The following is a 23,893-nucleotide window of genomic DNA, read 5'->3' as shown; positions in this document are numbered from 1 at the left end:
TCGCCCGGCGCGGCCTCCGCGAGGCAGACTCCTCTGACCGTGCCGAGATCCGGCCGTAGGGAGGCCCCGCCCATGACCACCGTCCCCGGCACCGTCCTGCTCTCGGGCGTCGTCGGCTCGACCGCGTACGGCTTCGCCCACGCCGACTCCGACATCGACCGGCTCGGCCTCTACGCCGCCCGCACCGAGGAGTTCCACGGCCTGCACCGCCCGGCCGAGTCGCACGTCACCACCGGACCCGACGTGACGCTGCACGAGGCCGCCAAGTGGTGCCGCCTCGCCCTCACCTGCAACCCGACCGCCTCCGAACTGGCCTGGCTGCCGGACGGCCTGTACGAGACACGCAGCCCGCTGGGCGAGGAGCTCATCGCGATCCGGTCGTCCTTCCTGAGCGCGAAGGCCGTCCGCAACTCCTATCTCGGCTACGCCGACCAGCAGTTCCGCAAACTGCTCACCCGTGACACCACCGACCCGGCCACCCGCCGGCGGGCCGCCAAGCACGCCCGGCACCTGGTCCGCCTGGTCGAACAGGGAGTCCGGCTCCACGAGACCGGCGAGAACGTCGTCCGCCTCCCCGACCCCGAACGCATCCGCGAACTCGGCGAACGCATCGCCGACCACCCCGCCACCGCCGAACCCCTGCTCGCGGCCGCCGCCGAGCGCCTCGCCCGCCCCGGCGTCCTCCCCGCCGCCCCCGACCCGCGCCCCGCCGAGGCCTGGCTCCGCCGCGTCCGCGCCGCCCACTACACCCCGCCCGCCCCGTCCACCCCTTGAGCCCCGGCGCGCCCCTGCAATCCACTGGCGGAGCCCTGGGCCACACCGGGTAGGATCGCGGTGGCCGGCTCCGCACGGGCAGGCCACGGGCCGCTAGCTCAATTGGCAGAGCTGCGGACTTTTAATCCGTAGGTTCAGGGTTCGAGCCCCTGGCGGCCCACAAGATCGACAGGTGTCTCCGAGCGTCGCGCTCGCCTCCCTGCCCAGTGGCTGTCCGCCCCGGCGTGCCCGGCCGCCGGTGCGCGCGCCGAGACCGGCCGCAGCGGACAACTGTCACGGGGCGCTCAACAGTGACGTCCGACAGTCTCTCCGGCCGATCACAGGAGGCTTCGCCGGCGCTCAGTTCCAGGCGGTGCGCAGTTCGTCGCGGTGGGCGGCGAGCCAGGTGGCGAAGTCCTGCAGTTCCGGATTGAGCGCACGGACTTCGTCGAGGTCGCGGGCTGCGGTGAAGCGGTCTTCGCAGTCGGCGTAGTACTGGAACATGTTCCCGGCCTCGTCCGCGCCGGGGAAGTCGAGCGCCCGGAAGGCGATCGGGGTCATCGGAAGGTACTTCACCGGTTTACCGGTGGCCTCCGTGATGGCTGCTGCCATGTCGGCGACTCTCATGTGCTCGCCGGCGATGCTGACGGTGGCGCCGATGAGGTCGGTGCCCCGCTTCAGGATGGCCAGCGCGGTCTTGCCGATGTCCTCGACCGCGATGCCGGAGAGCCTGCTCGTGCCCATCGGGAAGGAGAGTTGGAGGGCGCCGTCCTCGGCGCTCTGCGGGGCAAAGGTGCCGAGGAGGTTCTCCCAGTAGAACGTGGTGCGCAGGAACGTCGTCGGTACACCCGCGTCCGTGAAGTAGTGGTCGGCCTCGGCCTTGGCGTCGAAGTGCGGCACCTTGTAGGAGCCCTGGAGGGTCGGCATCCGGGCGTCTTCGAGCGGGATGCACTCGCGGGTGTCCTCCAGCGTGGACCAGATCGCGTGCTGCACCCAGGCGTGTCCGGCGGCCCGGGCGAGGGCGGCGGCCTGGGCCTTCTCCCGTTCGGCGGACATGTGCTCCCAGAAGTTGGTCACCAGGTACGCGCCGTACGCGCCCTCGAACGCCGGCCCGAGGCTCGCGTCGTCGTCCATGTCGGCCCGGACCACCTCGGCGCCGAGGCTCGCCAGCTCCCGGGCACGGTCCGATTCGGGGTTGCGGGTGACAGCGCGGACCGCGAACTCGCCGTCCGGGTTCGCCAGGATTGCCGTCGCCAGCGACCCACCCTGGGAACCGGTCGCGCCGAACACCGTGATGATCTTCTTCTCGGCCATGAAGCCGCCCTCTCATGGATACACTCCGCGTCCGCATCAACACATCAAGCGCAACCCATCGCACCGCTCTCGGCAAACCGAACGAGCCGTTGCAGCGGGGATCCCTGCGGTCGTGAACGGGCAGGGTCACACTGGATCTAGCTCCTACTGTTCGTACCGATGGGCGGACGACCATGACCAACGCGCAGACCGGGCCACCGGCCCGTCCGTTCCCACCGGACCCGTCGGATCCAGAGCCGCATCCCGCTCCACCGACGCATCCGTTTCCAATCGATCCTCAGGCGCCGAAGCCCTCGCCGAAGCCGACACCGGATCCCGAGCCGGTGCCCGAACCGCCGTCCTCTCGGAAGAACAGGCCGCTGTGGATCGAGGTGCTGGATTTAGCAGTTGGGCGCCGTCGCCGAGTGCGGTGGCCGTGCTCTCGTCGTACCTGCGGTAGTGAGCGCGCCCCAGCGCGTCGACGCGCTCCTGCCAGTCCGCGTGGGCCATCGCCCGCGGCGTCCGGAGCCCCACGGCGAACAGCTCGCGAGCCGCCGCGACCGCCGTCTCCGCGCGCTTGGGCACGGCGAACAGAACGCAGAGCACCAGTAGTTGGTAGAGCGGCGCCGGGGTGTTCCGCAGCCGGATGCCCGCCTCCCGCACGTATGTTTCGCCGTAGTCGTGGAGTACCTGCCTGGCCATCTTCTTCGAGTCCATCAGAGCATCCCTCCGTCTCTGCGGTACTCGGCCTGTCCGATGAGCCCGGCCGACAGGGCGGCACCGGGCACACGCTCGGCCTGCTCGCAGTGACGGCGGACCAGGAGGCTGTAGGGATCGGGCAGCTGCCCCGGAGGCCGGGTCCCGGCTCCCGCTGCCCCGCGGCCGGCCGGCCGCTCGCACGCCTGCGGGCAGGGCTTGGCCCGCGGCGCCGGCATCTCCGGTACGACGCCCGTGTGCGCATGGGCCCTCACCGGTCCACGCCCCCCATCACCGGGTCGATCCCGGCCACGGCGACGATCACGTCGGCGAGCTGGCCGCCCTCGCACATTGCCGCCATCGACTGCAGGTTGGTGAAGGACGGGTCGCGGAAGTGGACGCGGTACGGGCGCGTCCCGCCGTCGCTGACCACATGGACCCCGAGCTCGCCCCGGGGCGACTCGACCGCCACGTAGGCCTGGCCGACGGGGACGCGGAGGCCCTCGGTGACCAGCTTGAAGTGGTGGATCAGAGCCTCCATCGACTCACCCATGATGGTGCGGATGTGGTCGAGCGAGTTGCCCAGCCCGTCCGGGCCGACGGCCAGCTGGGCGGGCCAGGCGATCTTCTTGTCGGCGACCATCACCGGGCCGGGCCTCAGCCGGTCCAGGCACTGTTCGACGATCCGCAGCGACTGGCGCATCTCGGCCAGCCGGATCAGGAACCGGCCGTAGGAGTCGCAGGTGTCCGCGACCGCGACCTCGAAGTCGTAGGTCTCGTAGCCGCAGTACGGGTCGGACTTGCGCAGGTCGTGCGGCAGGCCGGTGGCCCGCAGGATCGGGCCGGTGGCCCCCAGAGCCATGCAGCCGGCCAGGTCCAGACAGCCGACGTCCACCAGCCTGGCCTTGAACACCGGATTCTTGGTGGCCAGCTTGTCGTACTCGTGCATCCGTCCGCGCACCGTCCTCACGCCCTCGCGGATCTGCTCCAGCGCACCGGGCGGCAGGTCCTGCGCCAGCCCACCGGGGCGGATGTAGGAGTGGTTCATCCGCAGCCCGGTGACCAGCTCGAAGATGTCCAGGATGACCTCACGGTCGCGGAAGCCGTAGACCATCAGGGTCGTCGACCCGATCTCCATGCCGCCGGCGGCCAGAGCGACCAGGTGCGAGGAGATCCGGTTGAGCTCCATCATCAGGACCCGGATGACGGTGGCCCGCTCCGGGATCTGGTCGGTGATGCCGAGCAGCTTCTCGACCGCCAGGCAGTAGGCGGTCTCGTTGAACAGCGGGGTCAGGTAGTCCATCCGGGTCACGAAGGTGGTGCCCTGGACCCAGTTGCGGAACTCCATGTTCTTCTCGATGCCGGTGTGCAGGTAGCCGATTCCGCAGCGGGCTTCCTTCACCGTCTCGCCGTCGATCTCCAGGATCAGCCGCAGCACGCCGTGGGTGGACGGGTGCTGGGGCCCCATGTTGACGATGATCCGCTCGTCGTCGGCTCTGGCGACGGCTTCGACAATCTCGCCCCAGTTGTCGCCGGTGACGGTGTAGACCCGGCCCTCGGTGGTGTCCCTGGCACCTGCCTGCCCATGCTCGGTGCTGCTCATCAGCTGTATGGCCTCCACTGGTCGGGGGGTGCCGGGATCTGGGCGCCCTTGTACGTCGACGGGGATGCCGCAAGGGCGGGTAGCCCTTGCGCTGCGTGTTCTCATTCTTGCTGGTCAGGGGGCACATGGCGCTCCGACGGCGAGCCGGGTGCTTCCGTCGCCGATCGCGTCTCGGTGTGCGGGTCGTAACCAGGGCGGCGAGTCCCGTGCTTCCGGTGTAGTGGGGCCGCCCCCTCAGTGTCAGACGTCTCCGACCAGCTGGTCGGGACGACCAGTAGTTCCCGGCGGCGGCCGTCGGGAACTCCACGCGGGTGGTGAACGCCACGGTGATCAGGCAGCAGCGCGCGGTGTCGTCGCAGAGCAGGCAAGCGACGGTGCGACCATCCTCCTTTCCGCACGTGAGAGCCGCGACAGCGACCTCGAGCAGGCGATGAACGGCCGTGGGTGGCTGCGGGCGTCGCGGCGTACCGTTGATTCTGGTTCTGCTCCTTGCGAGCATCGGTGAGGCAGGCATGCCGTGATCACTCATCCCGCGTATCCGGTCGACCCGTGGTGTCTACGCGAGTGCGACCGGCCACCTGCGACTCGCCTACGACTGCCTGGGCGAAAGCGCCATGATGGATGTGGCCGACCTGGAGCACAACACCCGCGACGGCCTGCACATCGCCGCGCTGGCGGGCACCTGGACCGCCCTGATCGCGGGCTTCGACGGGATGCGACACCAGGGCGACACCCTCTGCTTCGCACCAGGGCTGCCCGAGTAACTGAGCAGGCTGGTCTTCAGCGTGCAGTTCCGCCGGCGCAGGCTGCGGGTGGCCATCGGCGACCGGATCGCCGAGTACACGTTGCTGGACGGCGAGGAACTGGACATCCGGCACCACGGCCAAGCTCTGACGCCGGCCCCGGGCGCCCCCGTGAGTCGGCCGGTCCCGGCCGTGCCGCCGGACCACGAGCCCGACCAACCGCCCGGCGCCGCCCGCTGAGCCGAAGCCGAGGCAGCAGGCCACCGAAGCCGGGAGAGGTGTTGGCAGCGGTGCCCCACTTGAGGTGTCACAAGGAGTGCACCATGCCATTCCGGACCGCCGTAACCCATCGGATCAGCGCCAGGAAGCAACTGACCGCGATCCCGGCCGCCATCCTCGCCGCCGCAGCGCTCACGCTGGCAGGGTGCTTGTCCACCTCGGGCCACGGCTCGACCACCCCTCCTGCCCCCACCGCACCTCCCACGTCGAGCAGCGCCGGCTCGCCGTCGGCCCCTCCGTCGTCCGCTCCTCCGTCGTCCGCGTTGCCCTCCACACCGCCGCCCTCCACACCGCCGTCCGCGCCACCGTCCGGATCGGCGCTGAGCGCCTGCATCACCGGCCAGCTCTCGGTCCAGCAGAAGAATCCGGGTGTCGCCGCCGGCCAGTACTACTCGCTGCTGGTCTTCACCAACACCTCGGCCACCAGCTGCACGCTGACCGGCTACCCCGGCATCTCGTACGTCGCGCAGAACGGAGTGCAGTCCGGCAACGCCGCCGACCGCGCGCCCGGCAATGTCACCACCGTGACGCTCAAACCCGGCGGCACCGCGAGCGCGCTACTGCACGACAGCAACGGCATCAGCGGCTACGACCCGGCGCAGTGCCAGCTCTCGCCCGCGCAGGGCCTGCGAATCTACCCACCGAACCAGACGGCCGCGCTGTTCCTCCCCTGGCAGACCCAGCACTGTGCCGGGGCGACGATCCACTCCCTCACCATCGAGCCGGTCACGGCTGGTTAGTTGCACTATGTCCTGTTGCACCCAGCCCCTGGCGACAGCAGGCGCTTCATGCACCGTGCTACCCGTCCGGCGTCCGCGCGCCACCGCCCAGTGCGAGGGCGCAGCCGGCGCAGAAGATCAGTGCCAGGGCGATCCCGGACAGGAAGACCTCCAGGGTGTTCATGGTGGCGAGATCGTTGCCGAACATGGTCACGGTGTAGGCCGGGCCGCCGGACGTGTTGTAGGCGATCAGCAGCCCGGTGAAGGCCCCGGTCGCGCCCAGCAGCAGAATCCCGACCACGATCACCGTCCGGCCCTTTCCCGAGGCGCGGCCCGGCTTGCCGTCGCGTGCGGAGCCGCTTCGGGAAGCTCCGCCACGCGAATGGAGAGACGCTGGAAGGTGGGAAGTGTCGAAGCCGAGGGAGGAATCGTCCGGCCGGCGAAGTACGGCTGGTCCGCCCCCTGGGGGACCACGACCTGGGGGACACCGGCCGAGGTGGCCGTCGGCGTGGTGCCCGCGTCGCCGTGGTGCACCACGGCGGAACAGGGCCTGGTGGTTGACCTCTCCGACGGCGAAGCAGTCGCCCCGGTCGTCGATCAGGTCCAGGTCGGCCCAGCCGCGGGAGACGACCGCGCGGCGGCCCTGCGCGCGGATCGTCTCGATGGTCACCCGGGCGACGTCCTTCGGGTCGCGCATGGGAATGCTGCCGAAGCCCACGTGCACCGGCGGGGTGCCGGCGTCCAGGAACGCCACCAGGTCGGCGGGGAGCGGGTGTTCGTCCGGCAGGACCCACGCGCCGGTCTGCACGACGTCGAGTTCCGCCGGTTGCCGAACCGGGGCGGGAGCCGTCGCTCGCGAGTTCGCCCCCCGTCTCCTCCACCAGCGTCAGGCCCGGGTCGTCCCGACGGCCCGGACCTGACGCCTTTTCCGGGGCTGGGGCCGGGCCGGTCACGCCGCCGGGGTGGGTAGGGGCGCAGCGGAAGGCCCAGGCCGGAGGAGTCCGGTCTGGGCCTTCCGCGCTTCCCGCTCGGGCATCGGCGGGGGACCCGGTGCGCGACCACGGGGGCGGGTCGCGCACCGGGAGTCTGTCAGCCGGCGGCGCGGATGGGCTCGCCGGTGCGGTGCAGGTGGGTGAGGATCTCGCGGTAGGAGCGGACGATGCCGGTCTCGTAGTACGGGATGTCCTTCTCCTCGCAGAACTCCTTGGTGATCTGCGCGGCGCGGCCGAGCGCGGGGGTCGGCATGTTGGGGAAGAGGTGGTGCTCGATCTGGTAGTTGAGCCCGCCCATGAGGACGTCGATCAGCACCCCGCCCCGGACGTTGCGGGAGGTCAGCACCTGGCGGCGGAGGAAGTCGAGCTTCATTTCGGGCGTCACCATCAGCATGCCCTTGTGGTTGGGGGCGAAGACGCAGCCGAGGCAGATCCCGAGCAGCGCCTGGTGGACGCCGAGGAAGGCGAGCGCCTTGCCGGCCGGGAGGGCGGCGAAGACGAGCCCGAAGTAGGCCGCGAAGTGGGCGACGAGCAGAGTGCCTTCCAGGTACGGGCGCTTCATCGCGGGGCTGCGGAGCGCGCGGAAGCTGTTGTAGCTGAGGTTGAGGCCCTCCAGCAGCAGCAGCGGGAAGAAGAGGTAGGCCTGCCGCCCGCCGATGAACCTGGCAAGCCCGCTGGCCTGGCTCGCCTGCCGCTTGGACCAGACCACGATGTCGGGGGAGACGTCCGGGTCGCGCTCCTCGTGGTTGGGGTTGGCGTGGTGGCGGGTGTGCTTGTTCATCCACCAGCCGTAGCTCATGCCCATCAGGAGGTTGGCGGCGAGGCGGCCGCCGATCTCGCTGTGGAGGCGCTGGTTGAACACCTGGCGGTGGGCCAGGTCGTGCGAGACGAGGCCGATCTGGGCGAAGACGAGGGACATCGCCGCGGCGAGGAGCAGTTGCAGCCAGGTGTCGCCGAGTGCGAACAGGGCCCACCAGCCGCCGATGAACGCGGCGAGGACGAGGCCGAAGCGCACGGTGTAGTAGACCGGGCGCCGGTCGAGCAGTCCCTCGGCGGCTATCCGGCGGCTCAGCTGGGCGAAATCGCTGCCGCCGGTCTCGGACCGGGGCGCGTTCCGCCGGAGGTCGGGGGCATCCGGCATCGTCGCGAACTCAGTGCTCATGACGAAGAGTCTGGTCGCCGGGGCGCACCGGGAGAACCGGTGAAACCCCACTTCTCAGGGGGGAGAAAACTCCCCCCTCGCCCATCCGGAACACCCCGGCTCAAGTACGCTGCGAAGCAGGAGACGTGGACCGACGAGACGGGAGCGGGGAGCCGATGTGCCCGTGAGCAGTGCCCGCTGGCCGCCGTGGCTGCGCTCCGAACTCGTTCCCTGGCTGTGTGCCGCCCTGGTGTCCGCGCGGCGCGGTGTGGCCGTCGCCCTGCTCTCCCAGCTCGCGGCCGTCCCGCTGCTCGCCCTCTCGCTCGCCTCGCTGCTGGTGCTCCCGCTGGGCATCGGCGTCCTCACCCTGCCGATCGCGCTGTTCGCCGTCCGGGGCGTGGCCGATCTGCACCGGCGGCTGCTCAGCACCTGGTGGGGGGTGGACATACCCAGCCCCTACCGGCCGCAGGAGGGGGAGGACTTCGAGCCGCTGGACGTGCCGAGCAGCGTGCGCTACTGCCGGCTGCTGCTGACCGACCTGTCGACCTGGCGGGACCTCCTCTGGCTCCTGATAGACGCCCCGGTCGGCCTGCTCTTCGGGCTGCTGCCCGGCTGGCTGATGATCTACGGGCTGCACGGCGTGGTGGCCACCCCGCTGTTCTGGCCGCTGATGGACCCCACCTACGGGTACGGGCTGATCTGGCCCGTGCACAGCACCACGACGGCGGTGCTCTCGTTCTTCCAGGGCCTTGGCATCATGTACCTCGGGTTCTGGTGCGCGGGCCGTCTGCTGCGGGTGCACACCCGGATCACCCAGAAGCTGCTCTCCCCGACGGCCAAGGCCTACCTCGCCCGGCGGGTGGCCGAGCTGACCGAGACCCGGTCGGCGGCGGTGGACGCGCAGGCCGCCGAGCTGCGGCGGATCGAACGCGACCTGCACGACGGCGCCCAGGCCCGGCTGGTGGCGATCGGGCTCAAACTCGGGCTGGCGGAGCAGCTGTTCCGCAAGAACCCCGACACCGCGTACCGGATGCTGACCGACGCCCGCGAGGCCAGTGCCCAGGCCCTGGCCGACCTGCGCAACCTCGTCCGGGGGATCCACCCGCCGGTCCTGGCCGAACGCGGCCTCGACGGGGCCGTCCGGGCGCTCGCCCTCGACCTGCCCATTCCCGTCCAGGTCGACATCGACCTGCCCGGACGGCCCGAGCCGCCGGTCGAGTCGGCCGGCTACTTCGCACTCGCCGAGGCGCTCGCCAACGTGGCCAAGCACAGCGCCGCCACCTCGGCCTGGGTGCGGCTCGGCTATGCCGACGGGCGGCTGCGGCTGGTCGTCGGCGACGACGGGGGCGGGGGCGCGACCGTCCGCGAGGGCGGCGGGCTGCACGGCCTGCGCCGGCGTCTCGCCCCCTTCGACGGGACGCTCGACCTGGAGAGTCCGGTGGGTGGCCCCACCACAGTGACGATGGAGTTGCCATGCGTGTTGTGATCGCCGAGGACCTGGCTCTGTTGCGGGAGGGGATCACCCAGCTGCTCACCCTCAACGACTTCGAGGTGGTCGCGGCCGTGGACAACGGCCCGAGCCTGTTGCAGGCCCTGCTGGAGCACCGCCCCGACGTGGCGGTGGTCGACGTACGGCTGCCGCCGACCTTCACCGACGAGGGGCTGCAGGCGGTGGCCCAGGCCCGCCGGGAGCTGCCCGGGCTGCCGGTGCTGGTGCTGTCGCAGCACGTGGAGCACCTCTACGCCAAGGAGCTGCTCACCGACCACCGGGGCGGTATCGGCTACCTGCTGAAGGACCGGGTCTTCGAGGTGAGCGAGTTCGTCGACGCGGTGCGGCGGGTGGCCGCGGGCGGTACGGCGATGGACACCTCGGTGATCTCGCAGCTGCTGGAGCGGAGCTCGGCGAAGGGGTCGATGCAGGCCCTGACCACCAGGGAGCGGGAGGTGCTGGCGCTGATGGCCGAGGGGCGCAGCAACGCCGCGGTGGCGCGGGAGCTCTGCATCACGGAGAAGTCCGTGAGCAAGCACACCAACAACATCTTCGGGAAGCTGGGGCTGGCGCAGTCGGGGGACGACAACCGGCGGGTGCTGGCGGTGCTCGCCCACCTCAACCTCTGAGACCGGGGACCGGAAACCGGTAGCCCGGGTCATGGAAGCCCACGGCCCCCGCGGTCCGGGCCTCACGGGGGGAAGGCCGGGGCCGCGGAGGCCATGGGGGTTCGGGGGGCCGGCGGTACGGTCGTGCCGGCCGTTCGGTGGCGGTTCAGTGGTGCCGGCGGGCGGCTGCGGGGAGACGGGCGCGGAGCCGGTGCCCGGCGTCACCACCGGTGGCGGGCGGGCCGGCGTGGTCCTGGAGGCGGTGGGCGGCGCGGGCGAGGCCCTGCTGCAGGGCGTCGGCGAACCCCGAGCCGATGAGGGCGTCCCAGACGAACGCGTCCTCGGGCAGGGCCGGGGGGTGGGGTGACGTCATGACGGCCTCCTGACCGATGGCCCATCGCTGGGAACGTCGTTGTCGTGGTCTCCGGGTTCGTTGCCGTGCTGCGGCCACCGGCGGAGCGCCGGCGGCTTCGTGCCTCGGGGAAGTCGTGCGGGGGGTCGTACTGCGGGTCGTACTGCGGGGCCGTACAGGCGGGGAAGCGGTGCGGGGAAGGTGCGAAGGGCGGGATGCCCGGCCCGGTGCGGCCGCCACACGGGGGATGATGGCGGAGGGCACCGGGCCGGAGTCTCTGTGGTGTCGCCCCCGGTCAGAACTCCAGCCGGATGGGCTCGCCGATGGCGCGCATGTGACGCAGCGCCTCCCGATGGGACGCGAGGAGCCCGGTCTGGTGGTAGGAGACTCCGAGTTCGGCGCAGTACCGCTCGGTGATGAGCTGCGCCTTGCGGAGGGCGGGGGTCGGCATGCTGGGGAAGAGGTGGTGCTCGATCTGGTAGTTGAGACCGCCCATGAGGACGTCGACGAACGGGCCGCCCTTCACGTTGCGGGAGGTCAGCACCTGCCGGCGGAGGAAGTCGAGCCGGTCCTCGCCGGTGACCATCGCCATGCCCTTGTGGTTGGGGGCGAAGACGGAGCCGAGGTAGACGCCGAACAGCGCCTGGTGGACGGCGATGAAGGCGACGGCCAGGCCCGGGGGCAGGAGCAGGAAGAGCCCGCCCAGGTAGAGCACGAAGTGGGCGACGAGCAGGGTGCCTTCGAGGACGGGCCGCTTCATGGTCGGCTTGTTGAGGGCACGGAAGCTGTTGAAGCTGAGGTTCGGGCCCTCCAGCATGAGCAGCGGGAAGAACAGCCGGGACTGGTGCTTGCCGACGAACCTGGGGAGCCCCTTGGCGGCGCGGGCCTGGCGCTCGGACCAGATCAGGATGTCGGGGGAGACGTCCGGGTCCTTCTCCTCGTGGTTGGGGTTGGCGTGGTGGCGGTTGTGCTTGTTCATCCACCAGCCGTAGCTCATGCCCATCAGGAAGTCGGCGACGAAGATGCCCCAGCCCTCACTCGCCCGGCGCGAGGTGAACACCTGCTTGTGCGCCAGGTCGTGGGCGAGCAGGGCTATCTGGCCGAACACCACGGACATGGCCGCGGCGACCAGCAGCTGTGCCCAGGAGTCGCCCACGGCGACGACCGCCGCGACGCCGGCGACGAGGGAGAGCCCCACCAGCGTGAACCGCACCGCGTAGTAGAGCGGTCGCCGGTCCAGCAGTCCCGCTTCCGTGATCTGGCGGGACAGGCCGGCGAAGTCGCTGCCCGCCTCTCGGATTTCCGGCACGGGCGCTGGTGAGACCAGGGCTTCGAACGTCATGAACGCCAGTCTGCTCACCGGGAAGAGCTGCCGTAATCCCGTTAACGCCCCTATTCGGGATGGGGAGGACCCCACTGTCGGCGACGTCGCCGAATAGGGGTTGGGGGGTGGGGTGGCCCTGCCTAGGCTCGCGGAACGGGGGGATCGCGAAGCGGAGGAGTTGGCGTGAGTCGCTTGCAGGACAAGGTAGTTGCCATCACGGGGGCCGCCCGGGGGCAGGGTCGCAGCCATGCGGTGCGCTGCGCCGAGGAGGGGGCCGACGTCATCGCCGTCGACCTGTGCGAGGACGTGGCGGCCACCGGCTACCCCGGCGCGACGCCGGAGGACCTGGCGGAGACGGTCCGGCTGGTGGAGAAGACGGGCCGGCGGGTCTTCGCCCGCCGGGCCGACGTGCGCGACGGTGCCGCCGTCCGGGCGGCGTTCGCCGACGGGGTGGCGGAGCTCGGCCGGCTCGATGCCGTGGTCGCGAACGCGGGCATCATCGCGATCGGCGCCGACCGCGGGGTGGACGCCTTCACGGAGAGCGTGGACATCGACCTGTCCGGGGCGCTCAACACGGTGCACGCGGCCCTGCCGCACCTCGGCGCCGGCGGCTCGGTGGTCGTGATCGGCTCGGTGGCGGGGCTGCTGCCCGGGCAGGGCGAGAACCCGGGTGGTCCGGGGATGGCGGGCTACATGTTCGCCAAGCGCTGTCTGGTGGACTACGTGAACACGCTGGCCGTGCAGCTCGGCCCGTCCGGCCGCCGGATCAACGCGGTGCACTCGTCCCTGGTCTCCACGCCGATGATCATGAACGAGCGGATGCACCAGGTCTTCCGTCCGGACCTCGACGCCCCGGGCCCGGAGGACGCGATCCCGGTGTACGAGAGCCTGACCGCGCTGCCGGTCGGGTGCGTGGAGCCGTCCGACGTGACGCACGCGGTCGTCTATCTGCTCTCCGACGAGTCGCGCTATGTCACCGGGCTCCAACTCAAGGTCGACGGCGGGCAGATCGTGAAGGCGGGCGTGGGCGCCTGACGGCGGCCGGTGCGGGCGGGGCGGTTCCATCCCCCCCCGCGGCCGTGTCCGGACCGGGCCTCGGTGTGGACGGGAATCGCGGACGGGAATCGGGGTGCCCGAAAGGGCAGGCGCCCAGGCCTTTCGGTGGGCGAAAGGCGTCCGTCCGCGAGGATGGCCGGCCGAGGGAGAACGGATCGGCGGAAGGCGTTGCTCCCGGCCGGCCCGGCGCCGGACGGGCGGATTCCCGCAATGGCCGGATTGCTGACGGTGCGTGGTCCGGAATCAGTCGTACCGGCCCGCCCGTTCCGGCGCGACGGCAGGTCGGAAGGGGCGGCGGCGGGCGGACCGTACGGCGGCGGGCCGCGACGGTGCCTGCCCCTGGGGCGCCCTTGGGCGGGCCCGGCCGTTCCCGTCACACGGGTGCGGCGACCGTTCCGTGCGCCGCGCGGGGCATCAGGTGGCCAATCAGGACATATCGCCAGACGGCGGACTCCGGCCCCAGGCGGTCGGGTTCCGAAGCGACTTGCCAGGGCGTCGCGGGGAGAGGCAATCTGATGACGACGCACCGCAGTTGCCGGGTTTCGGCGGCTGCCCAGCCCGGATGCCTCTCCCCGGCACCGGCGTACTGGCGTCGACCTCGCCGTTCTCCCGCCGGCCCGGTTCCGGGCGGGTGGTGGGCGGCGAGCGGGGTGGGATGGACCACCGGCGTACTCGCGCCGGCGGCGTCGGAAGAGCAGAGCGACGCCCGGCGCGCCGGGTGCGAATGTGATCCGGACCTCGGCGTTGGCGGAGCGCCGCGGTGTCGGTCGGCCCAGTACCGGGCCTGCGGGGAAGGCGGCCGACGAGCCGGCGGCCCCGGCGGCGGGCCGCGTCGACCTTGTCGGGGACGCGCTGTGGTCTAGGCCTTCTTGTGAGACGGGTCACAGCATCTCCCCGCTGATCGGTGTAGAAACAATCACTGAGCGTGGCGGGGTACGGGGTTCAGGTAGCACCTGTCCGGAAGTGGCCGGACGGGGCTGCGACCGAGTGGGTTTGGCGGGCGTGTCGCGCTGTGCCGGAGCTCCTGGCCGCGAGCCTGCGGGGAATGCGTGATTCGCTTAGGGGGAAAGCAATGTTTCTGGCCGATCGCTTAAAAGCGTTGGACACCCTGGACACCCTTCTCGCCGAATGCGCCGAGGGGAACGGGACCGTGGCGTGGGTCAGCGGGGCGCTCGGCAGCGGGAAGACCGAGCTGCTGAACGTTTTCGCGGACCGGGCCGCCGACCGCGGCGCCCTGGTCCTGCGGGCGACCGGCGCCAAGGCGGAACAGGCCCTCCCGATGGGGGCGATGAGCCAGATCTTCCAGGACCCCGCGCTGCCCGACGAGGTGGCCGACCGGGCCGCCGACCTGCTCCACGCGGCGTCCAAGCCCACCGGGGCCGACGAGCAGGCGGACGACCTGAGCCGCCGGCCGGTGCCGGGGACGCGTGAGCTGTGCGCGCTGATCCTGGAACTGGCCGCGGACCGTCCGGTGGTCATCGGCATCGACGACGTCCACTTCGTCGACGCCGCCTCGCTCCAGGTCGTGCTCTACCTCCGGCGTCGCATCCACTCCGCCCGCGTCCTGCTGGTGCTGAACGAGTGGTCGCGGCCCAGGCCGGCCCGCCCGTTCTTCCAGGCCGAGACCACCAGGCTGCCGCACCACCGCATCCGCCTGGACCCGCTCTCCCGCGACGGTGTCCGCGAACTCACCGCCCACTGGCTGGGCCAGGAGACCGCCGACCGGGTCGCCGGCTGGGTCTACCGGCTCAGCGGCGGCAACCCGATGCTGGCCGGCGCGCTGATCGAGGAGTGCCGCGACCGCCAGGACGAGCTGGACGAGGACGGCTTCCGGGACGGGCCGCCGGGCTTCGGCTTCGACCAGGCCGTCCGCGCCATCCTGCACCGCTGGGAGCCCGCGCTCCTCGAAGTGGCCCAGGGCCAGGCCGTGCTGGGCGCCCACGCGTCGCCGGCGCTGATCGCCCGGCTGCTCGGGGTGATGCCGGAGCGCGCCGCCGAGATGCTGGACATCCTCGGCCGCGCCGGACTGCTCGGCCCCTCGGGCTTCCCGGCCCCGGTCGCCTCCGCCGTGCTCGGCAGCCTGGAGGCGGAGGACCGTTCCCAGCTGCACTCGCTCTGCGCCGAACTGCTCCACAAACTGGGCTCCACCACCGCGGAGATCGCCCGCCACCTGCTCGCCGCCGACCGCGCGTCCGGCCGCTGGGCGATGGAGGTCCTGCGCGACGCCGCCGCCCAGGCGCTCGCGGGCAACGACGCCGAGCACGCCACGGCCTGCCTCGAACTCGCCCTGGAGGCCTGCACCAACGACGACGAGCGGCTCGCCATCACGGCGATGCTGGCCCGGGCCGCCTGGCGGATCAACCCCGCGACGATCCTGCCCCACCTCGACACGCTCCGCAGCGCGGTGCGGGCCGGGTTCCTCACCGGGCGCGACGCCGTCAACGTGATCCGGTACCTGCTCTGGCAGGGCGACATCGAGGGCGCGGGCGAGGTGTTCCAGACCCTCAGCGCCGTCGGCGACCTGGACGACGCCCAGCTCGCGGCCGAACTCAGCCTCATCTTCATGGCGATGTGCGGCCCCTCGCAGGGCAGCCCGGTGCAGGAGCGGGGCGAGACCACCGGCGGCCCCGAACTCGGCGGCTCCTTCGGCAACCCCTGGGCGCGCGCCACCTCGACCCTCACCGACGTGCTCCAGCGGGAGTCCTCCGACGCGGCCGTCGTCAGCGCCGAGTACATCCTGCAGAGCTGCCTGCTCAGTGACAGCACCCTGGAGATCATCGCCTTCGCCCTGCTCGCGCTGCAGTTCGCGGGGCGCCCCGACCTCGCCACGGCCTGGTGCGACGGGCTGATCGACGAGGCGGTGCGCCGCCGGGCCAACACCTGGCAGGCGGTGCTCGGCAGCGTGCGGGCCGAGATCGCCTTCCGGCAGGGGGACCTGGCGATCGCCGAGGTGAAGGCCGAGGCGGCGTTCAGCCGGCTTCAGCCCAAGGGGTGGGGCGTCCTCATCGGGCTGCCCATCTCCACGATGGTCATGGTCAACACGGCGCTCAACCGCCACGAGAAGGCGGCGGAGCTGCTGAACCAGCTCGTGCCCGACGCCATGTTCGACACCGCCTTCGGGATGCTCTACCTCAGGGCCCGCGGCCACCACCACCTCGCGGTCGACCGGGCGCTCGCCGCGCTCAGCGACTTCCAGACCTGCGGGGAGAAGATGCAGCATTGGAAGGCCGACGTGCCGTCCCTGCTGCCCTGGCGCAGCGACCTCGCCGAGGCCTACCTGCGCCTGGGCCGGCCCGAGGTGGCAAGGGAACTGATCGAGCGTCAGCTCGAACTGCCGGACGCCCAGGGGGCCGCCATCCGCGGCAGCTCGCTGCGGGTCAAGGCCGCCGCCGAGGACATCAGCCAGCGGCCCAGGATCCTGAAGAAGGCGGTCGACCTGCTCCAGAGCTCCGGAAACCGGCTCGAACTGGTCCGGGCGCTCGCCGACCTGAGCTCCGCCTACCACCGCCTCGGCGACTTCGGGCGGGCCCGGGCCACCGGGCGGCGCGCCGTCCAGGAGGCCAAGCTCTGCCACGTCGACGCCGTGCCGCCGCAGCTCCTCGGGGACCTTCCCGGCGAGACCTTCGTGGCGGAGAAGGAGGAGTCGGAGGGCGTCAAGGACGCGGGGTCCACCGCGCTGAGCGACGCCGAGCGCCGGGTCGCGACGCTGGCCGCCGTCGGCCACAGCAACCGGGAGATCGCCCGCAAGCTCTACATCACCGTGAGCACGGTGGAGCAGCACCTCACCAGGATCTACCGCAAGCTCCAGGTGAGCCGGCGTGACGAACTCCTCGAAGGCCTCCAGCTGCGGCGGGAGCCGGACGAGCTGCTCGACGGCCGGGACGGGGCCCTGGGGCCGAACGGCCTCGCGGAGCGCGAGGCGTGAGGGCGAGAGGGGCCGTGCCGGTGGCCGCCTGACGGTGGCGGCCCCGGCACGGAGCGCGGGGCCCGTCCCGGCACGGGGGAGACGGCCGGGAGGGCGGGCCGCTGTCAGGCGCCGGCCGTGCTGCGTGCGTGGGCGCGGGCGCAGGCGGCGAGGATGCGGTTGACCTCGGCGGCGTGCGGGGCGAGGAAGAAGTGGCCGCCGTCGAAGACCGTCAGCTCGAACGGGCCGGTGGTGTGGTCGGCCCAGGAGCGGGTCTCGTCCACGGTGACCTTCGGGTCCTTGTCCCCGACCAGGGCGTGGACCGGGCAGCTCAGGTCGGAGCCCGGGCGGTACTTGTACGTCTCCGCGGCCCGGTAGTCGCTGCGGATCGCCGGAAGGATCATCCGGAGCACCTCCTCGTCCCCGAGCACCCCCGGCTCCGTGCCGCTGAGCTCCTTCAACTCCCGTACCAGGCCCTCGTCGTCACGCTGGTGCACGTACTCGTCGCGGTGTCGGGACGGCGCGCGGCGGCCGGAGGCGACCAGAGCGGCCGGGGCGATCCCCTCCCGCTCCAGCCGGCGGCCGACCTCGAAGGCCAGCGAGGCGCCCATGCTGTGCCCGAAGAGCACCAGCGGCAGATCGGTCCAGGGGCGCAGCTCGTCCACCAGGACGTCCGCCAGCTCGTGCAGATCGCCGATGCCCGGCTCGTGGCGCCGGTCCTGGCGGCCCGGGTACTGCAGGGTGATCACGTCGACGGCCGGGGCCAGCGCCTGCGACAGCGGGAAATAGAACGAGGCCGAACCGCCCGCGTGCGGAAAACAGGCCAGCCGAACGGGGGCGTCGGCGGACGGATGGAACCTGCGAATCCACGGACTGGCCACTCCCGCTGCCTCTCCCATGATTCCTGATGTCCTTTCGCTGAGGTCGGGTGTTCCCGAGAAGCCGCGCGGTGAATTACGCTGCGGCGGGCGGTGCCGGTGACCGTCTCCCGTTGCAGGCTATTGGCGTCTCCCGTGCGCGGCAAGGGACTTGGGAATCCACAGTGGTCGGCCTGCGTCGCACGGCCCCGGACGCCCCTCGCCATAGGGGCGGGTAGGGGCGGGTTAGGGGTGGGCGGGCCGGGGTCGGCCTGCGTAGCGTACGAATATATGCGCCGCTGGGTGTTATTCGTCATGTCCCGATTCCGGCGCCGCAGGTGAATCGACATTCCAGCACCGTGAATTCCTGGCCGGACCAGTGAGGGAGACGTTGGGTGGACAACGAGGAGAAGCTTCTCGACTACCTCAAGCGAGCGACAGCCGATCTTCGTGAAGCTCGACGGCGCCTGCGGGAAAACGAGCGCCGGGAGAATGAGCCGATTGCGATCGTCGGGATGAGCTGCCGCTTCCCGGGGGACGTCCGTTCGCCGGACGACCTCTGGCGGCTGGTCGACGCGGGCGGGGACGGCGTCTCCGGGTTCCCGTCCGACCGCGGCTGGGACACCCAGGGCATCTACGACCCCGAGCCCGGCAAGCCCGGCCACACCTACGCGAAGACCGGCGGCTTCCTGCACGACGCGGCCGACTTCGACGCCGAGTTCTTCAGCATGGGCCCGCGCGAGGCGCTGGCCACCGACCCGCAGCAGCGGCTGCTCCTGGAGGTGTCCTGGGAGGCGATCGAGCGGGCCGGCATCGACCCGTCCTCGCTCAAGGGCAGCCAGACCGGCGTCTTCGCCGGCGTGATGTACCACGACTACGCCTCGCGCCTGAGCACCATCCCCGACGAGCTCCAGGGTTACATCGGCAACGGCAACACCGGCAGTGTCGTGTCCGGCCGGGTCGCCTACAGCCTCGGCCTGGAGGGCCCGGCGGTGTCGGTGGACACGGCGTGCTCGTCCTCGCTGGTGGCGCTGCACTGGGCGATCCAGGCGCTGCGCAAGGGCGAGTGCACGCTGGCCCTCGCGGGCGGCGTCACGGTGATGCCCACGCCCGAGACCTTCGTGGAGTTCAGCCAGCAGCGCGGGCTGGCCCCGGACGGCCGGATCAAGGCGTTCGCGGAGGCCGCGGACGGCACCGGCTGGGGCGAGGGCGTCGGTGTGCTCCTCGTCGAGCGGCTGTCGGACGCGCGTCGGCTCGGGCACGAGGTGCTGGCCGTGGTCCGTGGTTCGGCGGTGAACCAGGACGGTGCGAGCAACGGGCTGACGGCGCCGAACGGTCCGTCGCAGCAGCGGGTGATCCGGGCGGCGCTGGCCAACGCGGGCCTGTCGACGGCCGATGTGGACGTGGTGGAGGCGCACGGGACGGGCACCACGCTGGGTGACCCGATCGAGGCGCAGGCGCTGCTGGCGACGTACGGCCAGGACCGGCCGGAGGGCAGCCCGTTGTGGCTGGGTTCGGTGAAGTCGAACCTGGGCCACACGCAGGCCGCCGCCGGTGTCGCGGGCATCATCAAGATGGTGCAGGCGATGCGCCATGGCGTGCTGCCGAAGACGCTGCACGTGGACGCGCCGTCCTCGCACGTGGACTGGTCGGCCGGGGACGTCGAGTTGCTGGCGGAGTCCCGGGCGTGGGCGAAGGCGGACGGTGCGCCGCGTCGCGCGGGTGTGTCGTCGTTCGGGATCTCGGGGACCAATGCGCACGTGATCCTGGAGGAGGCTCCGGCGGCCGAGCAGGTCGAGGGGGCCGAGTCGGCCGATGAGTCGGGTGCGGGTTGGCCGTCGGGTGTGCCGGTGCCGTGGGTGGTGTCGGGCCGGACGGAGGCCGCGCTGCGGGCGCAGGCCGGACGGCTGCGGGAGTTCGTGGCGGGCACCGACCGGTCGCCGCTCGATGTCGGGTTCTCGCTGGCGTCCTCGCGTGCCGTCCTGGACCGCCGGGCCGTGGTGCTCGGCGCCAACCGGACCGAGCTGATGGTCGGTCTGGAGAAGCTCGCCGCGAACGACGGCGCCGAGAGCGGTGCCGGCCGCTCCGAGGGCCGGACGGCGTTCCTGTTCACCGGTCAGGGCAGCCAGCGAGTCGGGATGGGCGCCGAACTGGCCTCGGTGTTCCCGGTGTTCGCGGCCGCGCTGGACGAGGTGTGTGGGCTGCTGGACGGTGAGTTGGGAGTTTCGCTGCGCGAGGTCATAGCCGGAAAGTCCGGCTCGCTGGACGACACGGTCCACACCCAGTCGGCGCTGTTCGCCGTCGAGGTGGCGCTGTACCGGCTGGTCGAATCGCTGGGCGTACGCGCGGACTTCCTGGCCGGGCACTCCGTCGGTGAGATCGCCGCCGCGCACGTGGCCGGAGTCTTCTCCCTGGCGGACGCGTGCAAGCTGGTCGCCGCCCGCGGCCGGTTGATGCAGGCGCTGCCGGCCGGTGGCGTGATGGTCGCCGTCCGGGCCGCGGAGGCGGACGTGCTGCCGCTGCTCAAGGGCCACGAGGCCGAGGTCGGGGTGGCGGCCGTCAACGGCCCTTCCTCGGTGGTGATTTCCGGTGCCGAGACGGCGGTCGGCGAGGTGGTCGCCCAGCTGAAGGAGCGCGGCATCGCCTCGGTTCGGCTGACCGTCTCGCACGCCTTCCACTCGCCGCTGATGGAGCCCATGCTGGAGGAGTTCCGGGCCGTCGTGGGCGGCCTGGAGTTCGCCGAGCCCAGGCTCGCCGTCGTCTCCAACGTGACCGGACAGCTCGCGAAGGCCGACGAGCTGCGCGACCCCGAGTACTGGGTGCGCCACGTCCGTCGGGCCGTCCGATTCGCCGACGGTGTCCGCGCCCTCGAAGAGGCCGGCGTGACCCGCTTCCTGGAGCTGGGCCCCGACGGGATCCTGACCGGTATGGCGCTGGGCTCGCTGGACCGGCCCGACGACGCCGTCCTCGTGCCGGCGCTGCGCAAGGGCCGCGACGAGGTCCCGGTCCTGCTGGCCGCCCTGGCGGGCGTGTTCGAGGCGGGCGCGGACGTCGACTGGGCGGCCGTGTTCCGGGGCACCGGCGCCCGCCGCGTCGACCTGCCGACCTACGCCTTCCAACGCGAGCGCTTCTGGCTCGACGCCGGCCCCGCGACCGCCGGTGACGCGGCGGCCCACGGCCTGGCGGCGACCACGCACCCGCTGCTCAGCGCGGTCGTCGAGCTGCCGGACTCCGACGGGGTGGTGCTCACCGGCCGGCTCGGCCTGGACAGCCACCCCTGGCTCGCCGACCACGAGGTGTTCGGCACCGTCCTGCTGCCCGGCTCGGCCTTCGTCGAGATGGCCCTGCGGGGCGCCGACGAGGTCGGCCGCACCGTCGTCGAGGAGCTGACGATCGGCGCGCCCCTGGTGATCCCGGAGCGCGGCGGGATGCGGGTCCGGGTGGTCGTCGGCGGGTCGGACGAGGCCGGCAAGCACAGCCTGTCGGTGTACTCGCAGGCCGAGGGCGTCGGTCCGGACGCCCCGTGGACCCGGCACGCCGAGGGCATCGTCGGGGACGAGGTCGAGGAAGGCGAGCTCTACGACCTGACGGTCTGGCCGCCGGAGGGTGCCGAGGAGGTGCCCGTGGCGGGCGCCTACGAGGGCCTGGTCGGCCGGGGCTACGGCTACGGCCCGGTCTTCCAGGGTCTGAAGCGCGCCTGGACCCGCAACGGCCGCGAGGTGTTCGCCGAGATCACGCTGCCCCGGGAGTCCCGCGCGGACGGCGAGGTGTTCGGGCTCCACCCGGCGCTGCTGGACGCCTCGTTCCATGCCTCCCTGTTCATCGAGCCTGGCGGCCCGAGCGTGCCCCGGCTGCCGTTCTCCTGGCACGGCATCCGGGTGTTCTCCCCCGGTGTCACCACGATCCGGGTGCGCTGCGACTCGAACGGGCCGGACACGGCCCAGGTCGACATCGCCGACGCGACCGGTGCCCCGGTCGCGGCCGTTCACCACCTGCTGGCGCCGCCGATCTCGGACGAGCAGCTGCGGGTCGCCCAGGCCGAGAACGTGGACAACCTCTTCCGGCTCCGCTGGCAGTCCGCCGTGTTCGGCGGCCCCGCCGACGACACGGGGCAGCGCTGGGCGGTCGCCGGCCGGGTCGGCGACGCCTGGGCGGCGGTGGCCCGCCGGGCCGCCGCCGGGTACGAGTCGGTGGCCGCGCTGGCCGCCGCGGTCGAGGCGGGCGCGCCCGTCCCGGACGTGGTGCTGCTGCCCTGCCTGCCCGACCCGGCCGCCGAGGCCGGGGACGTTCCGGCCGAGCTGCGGGCGGTGGCCGGGCGGGTCCTGGCCGAGGTGCAGACCTGGCTGGCCGACGAGCGGTTCGCCGCCTCCCGCCTGGTCGTGGTGACCTCGGGCGCGGTGAGCGCGGGCGACACCGCCGTGGACGTGGTGACCGGGCCGGTCTGGGGACTGGTGCGGTCGGTGCAGGCGGAGAGCCCGGACCGGCTGACCCTGGTCGACTGGGACGGCCGCCGCGGCACGCTGGCCGCCCTGCGGTCCGCCGTCGACTCGGGCGAGCCGGAGTCGGCCGTGCGGGCCGGCGCCGTCCTGCTGCCGCGGCTCGGGCGCAGCCCGGTGCCGGACGAGGAGGCCGGGGCCGGCATGTTCGGGCCCGACGGCACGGTGCTCGTCACCGGCGGCACCGGCGGGCTCGGCGCCCTGGTGGCCCGTCACCTCGTGGTGCGGCACGGGGTGCGGCACCTGCTGCTGCTCAGCCGGCGCGGCGCCGCGGCCCCCGGTGCGGAGGAGCTGCGGGCGGCGCTGGTCGAGGCGGGCGCCGAGAGCGTCGCCATCGAGGCCTGCGACGTCTCGGACCGGGACGCCCTGGCGGCGGTGCTCGCCGCGGCCCCGGCCGGCCGGCCGCCGCTGACCGGGGTCGTCCACACCGCGGGCATCGCGGACAACGGGACGATCGGCACCCAGACCCCGGAGCGGTTCGACGCGGTGCTGCGGCCGAAGGCCGACGCCGCCTGGCACCTGCACGAGCTGACCCGGGACCTCGGGCTGAGCGCCTTCGTCCTGTTCTCCTCCTCGGCCGGGCTGCTGGTCGGCGGCGGGCAGGCCAACTACGCCACGGCCAACGTCTTCCTGGACGCGCTCGCCGAGCACCGGCGCGCGGCCGGGCTGCCGGCCGTGTCGCTGGCCTGGGGGCTGTGGGCGTCCACGGACGGCATGGCCGGCCAGATGGGCGACGCCGACCTCCAGCGGATGAACCGGCTGGGCATGCCGCCCCTGGAGACCGAGGACGCGCTCAGCCTGTTCGACGCGGCGATCGCCTCCGGGGATCCGACCCTGGTGCCGATCCGGCTGGACTTCGCGACCCTGGCGAGCCGGACCGACGACCTGCCGACCGCCCTGCGCGGCATGGGCCGGGCCCCGGCGCGGCGCCGCAACCGGCGGGCCGTCACGGCGGTGGCCGCCCCCGACCGGGGCTTCGCCGCCCGGCTGGCCGAGCTCTCGGAGGCCGACCGGACCCGTCAGATCTCGGCGCTGGTGCGCGAGCACGTCGCCGGGGTGCTGGGGCACGCGTCCGGGGACTCGGTGGACCCGGACCGGGCGTTCAAGGACATGGGCTTCGACTCACTGGCCGCGGTCGAGCTGCGGAACCTGCTGAACAAGGCCACCGGCCTGCGGCTGCCGACCACCCTGGTGTTCGACTTCCCCACGCCCACCACGTTGGTCCAGCACCTGGGCACCGCGCTGGCCCCGGCCGACGCCGCCCCGAAGTCGCTGGAGGCGCAGCTCGAACTCCTTGAGGTCGCTCTGGCGCAGGCCGGTCCGGAGGAGGACCACGCCGCCGTCACCGCCCGGCTCAAGGGCCTGCTGCGCCGGTGGACGGAGCAGCAGCCCGACGGGGACGGTTCGGCCCAGCGGTTCGACGAGGCCACCGACGACGAGCTGTTCGACTTCCTGGACAACGAGCTCGGCATCGGCTGAGCGGCTCCCACCCCTCCGGGCGTCCCCGGCCGCCGCCCCCGGCGGCCGGGGACCCGGTCCGCCTCCCGCCTGCCGGGGCCCGGCCCGGGCCCCGACCCCTTCCGTTCGC

16 protein-coding genes, 1 tRNA gene and 1 pseudogene are annotated in these 23,893 nt (G+C 72.4%); 10 read left to right on the top strand and 8 right to left on the bottom strand.

Annotated elements, in window-relative coordinates; genetic code table 11:
- The first annotated feature begins 72 nt into the window (after positions 1-72).
- Both ACZ6NC_RS23150 and ACZ6NC_RS23145 read left to right on the top strand, forming a co-directional pair.
- Positions 73-774 carry a nucleotidyltransferase domain-containing protein gene (locus ACZ6NC_RS23150; RefSeq protein ID WP_465735639.1) on the top strand — a complete coding sequence of 234 codons (702 nt, stop codon included), beginning with the start codon at positions 73-75 and terminating at the stop codon, positions 772-774.
- 87 nt (positions 775-861) lie between these two features.
- Positions 862-934: transfer RNA gene (locus ACZ6NC_RS23145), tRNA-Lys, on the top strand.
- 179 nt (positions 935-1,113) lie between these two features.
- Here the strand turns inward: ACZ6NC_RS23145 and ACZ6NC_RS23140 are convergent.
- The 3 genes from ACZ6NC_RS23140 to ACZ6NC_RS23130 all read right to left on the bottom strand — a co-directional run bounded on the left by ACZ6NC_RS23140 (position 1,114) and on the right by ACZ6NC_RS23130 (position 4,345).
- Positions 1,114-2,067, bottom strand: coding sequence for an NmrA/HSCARG family protein (locus tag ACZ6NC_RS23140; RefSeq protein ID WP_465735637.1), 954 nt, complete (start codon positions 2,065-2,067; stop codon positions 1,114-1,116).
- Between the two features lie 144 nt (positions 2,068-2,211).
- Positions 2,212-2,763, bottom strand: coding sequence for a hypothetical protein (locus tag ACZ6NC_RS23135; RefSeq protein WP_465735635.1), 552 nt, complete (start codon positions 2,761-2,763; stop codon positions 2,212-2,214).
- 250 nt (positions 2,764-3,013) lie between these two features.
- Positions 3,014-4,345 carry an NADH-quinone oxidoreductase subunit D gene (locus tag ACZ6NC_RS23130; RefSeq protein ID WP_465735633.1) on the bottom strand — a complete coding sequence of 444 codons (1,332 nt, stop codon included), beginning with the start codon at positions 4,343-4,345 and terminating at the stop codon, positions 3,014-3,016.
- A 527-nt stretch (positions 4,346-4,872) separates the two neighbouring features.
- Between ACZ6NC_RS23130 and ACZ6NC_RS23125 the strand changes: the two genes are divergently transcribed.
- From ACZ6NC_RS23125 to ACZ6NC_RS23115, 3 genes are all read left to right on the top strand, one after another.
- Positions 4,873-5,109, top strand: a complete 237-nt coding sequence (locus tag ACZ6NC_RS23125; protein WP_465735669.1) for a hypothetical protein — start codon at positions 4,873-4,875, stop codon at positions 5,107-5,109.
- Positions 5,110-5,130: 21 nt separating this feature from the next.
- On the top strand, positions 5,131-5,328 hold the full coding sequence (locus ACZ6NC_RS23120) for a glycosyl hydrolase family 65 domain-containing protein (protein WP_465735631.1): 198 nt from the start codon (positions 5,131-5,133) through the stop codon (positions 5,326-5,328).
- A gap of 83 nt (positions 5,329-5,411) precedes the next feature.
- On the top strand, positions 5,412-6,107 hold the full coding sequence (locus tag ACZ6NC_RS23115) for a DUF4232 domain-containing protein (RefSeq protein WP_465735629.1): 696 nt from the start codon (positions 5,412-5,414) through the stop codon (positions 6,105-6,107).
- Between the two features lie 58 nt (positions 6,108-6,165).
- On the opposite strand, the gene ACZ6NC_RS23110 is transcribed toward ACZ6NC_RS23115, so the two are convergent.
- A complete protein-coding gene (locus ACZ6NC_RS23110) occupies positions 6,166-6,894 on the bottom strand; it encodes a hypothetical protein (RefSeq protein WP_465735627.1) in 729 nt (242 codons plus the stop codon).
- A 281-nt stretch (positions 6,895-7,175) separates the two neighbouring features.
- Complete coding sequence (locus tag ACZ6NC_RS23105; protein WP_465735667.1) at positions 7,176-8,219, bottom strand: fatty acid desaturase family protein; 1,044 nt, start codon at positions 8,217-8,219, stop codon at positions 7,176-7,178.
- A 178-nt stretch (positions 8,220-8,397) separates the two neighbouring features.
- On the opposite strand from ACZ6NC_RS23105, the gene ACZ6NC_RS23100 reads away from it, so the two are divergent.
- Positions 8,398-9,705: a sensor histidine kinase gene (locus ACZ6NC_RS23100; protein WP_465735625.1), complete on the top strand. Its 1,308-nt coding sequence runs from the start codon at positions 8,398-8,400 to the stop codon at positions 9,703-9,705.
- Positions 9,693-10,337 (top strand): response regulator transcription factor, encoded by a 645-nt coding sequence (locus ACZ6NC_RS23095; protein ID WP_465735623.1) that lies wholly within the window; start codon positions 9,693-9,695, stop codon positions 10,335-10,337. The genes ACZ6NC_RS23100 and ACZ6NC_RS23095 overlap by 13 nt, the downstream gene beginning before the upstream one ends.
- A 145-nt stretch (positions 10,338-10,482) precedes the next feature.
- Here the strand turns inward: ACZ6NC_RS23095 and ACZ6NC_RS23090 are convergent, their stop codons facing one another.
- Complete coding sequence (locus tag ACZ6NC_RS23090) at positions 10,483-10,689, bottom strand: hypothetical protein (RefSeq protein WP_465735622.1); 207 nt, start codon at positions 10,687-10,689, stop codon at positions 10,483-10,485.
- A 274-nt stretch (positions 10,690-10,963) separates the two neighbouring features.
- A complete protein-coding gene (locus ACZ6NC_RS23085) occupies positions 10,964-12,010 on the bottom strand; it encodes a fatty acid desaturase family protein (protein WP_465735620.1) in 1,047 nt (348 codons plus the stop codon).
- A gap of 165 nt (positions 12,011-12,175) precedes the next feature.
- Here ACZ6NC_RS23085 and ACZ6NC_RS23080 point away from each other — a divergent pair, with 165 nt between their 5' ends.
- Complete coding sequence (locus tag ACZ6NC_RS23080; RefSeq protein WP_465735618.1) at positions 12,176-13,027, top strand: mycofactocin-coupled SDR family oxidoreductase; 852 nt, start codon at positions 12,176-12,178, stop codon at positions 13,025-13,027.
- Positions 13,028-14,120: 1,093 nt separating this feature from the next.
- Positions 14,121-16,973, top strand: coding sequence for a helix-turn-helix transcriptional regulator (locus ACZ6NC_RS23075; protein WP_465735616.1), 2,853 nt, complete (start codon positions 14,121-14,123; stop codon positions 16,971-16,973).
- A 104-nt stretch (positions 16,974-17,077) separates the two neighbouring features.
- Here the strand turns inward: ACZ6NC_RS23075 and ACZ6NC_RS23070 are convergent, their stop codons facing one another.
- Positions 17,078-17,851 (bottom strand): thioesterase II family protein, encoded by a 774-nt coding sequence (locus ACZ6NC_RS23070; RefSeq protein WP_465735614.1) that lies wholly within the window; start codon positions 17,849-17,851, stop codon positions 17,078-17,080.
- A 392-nt stretch (positions 17,852-18,243) separates the two neighbouring features.
- Here ACZ6NC_RS23070 and ACZ6NC_RS23065 point away from each other — a divergent pair.
- Positions 18,244-23,784 (top strand): annotated as a pseudogene (locus tag ACZ6NC_RS23065) (type I polyketide synthase); the annotation flags it as partial.
- Positions 23,785-23,893: the final 109 nt, after the last annotated feature.

Source organism: Kitasatospora sp. NPDC041988 (assembly GCF_055588525.1).
This window is presented reverse-complemented; position numbering and strand designations above follow the sequence as displayed.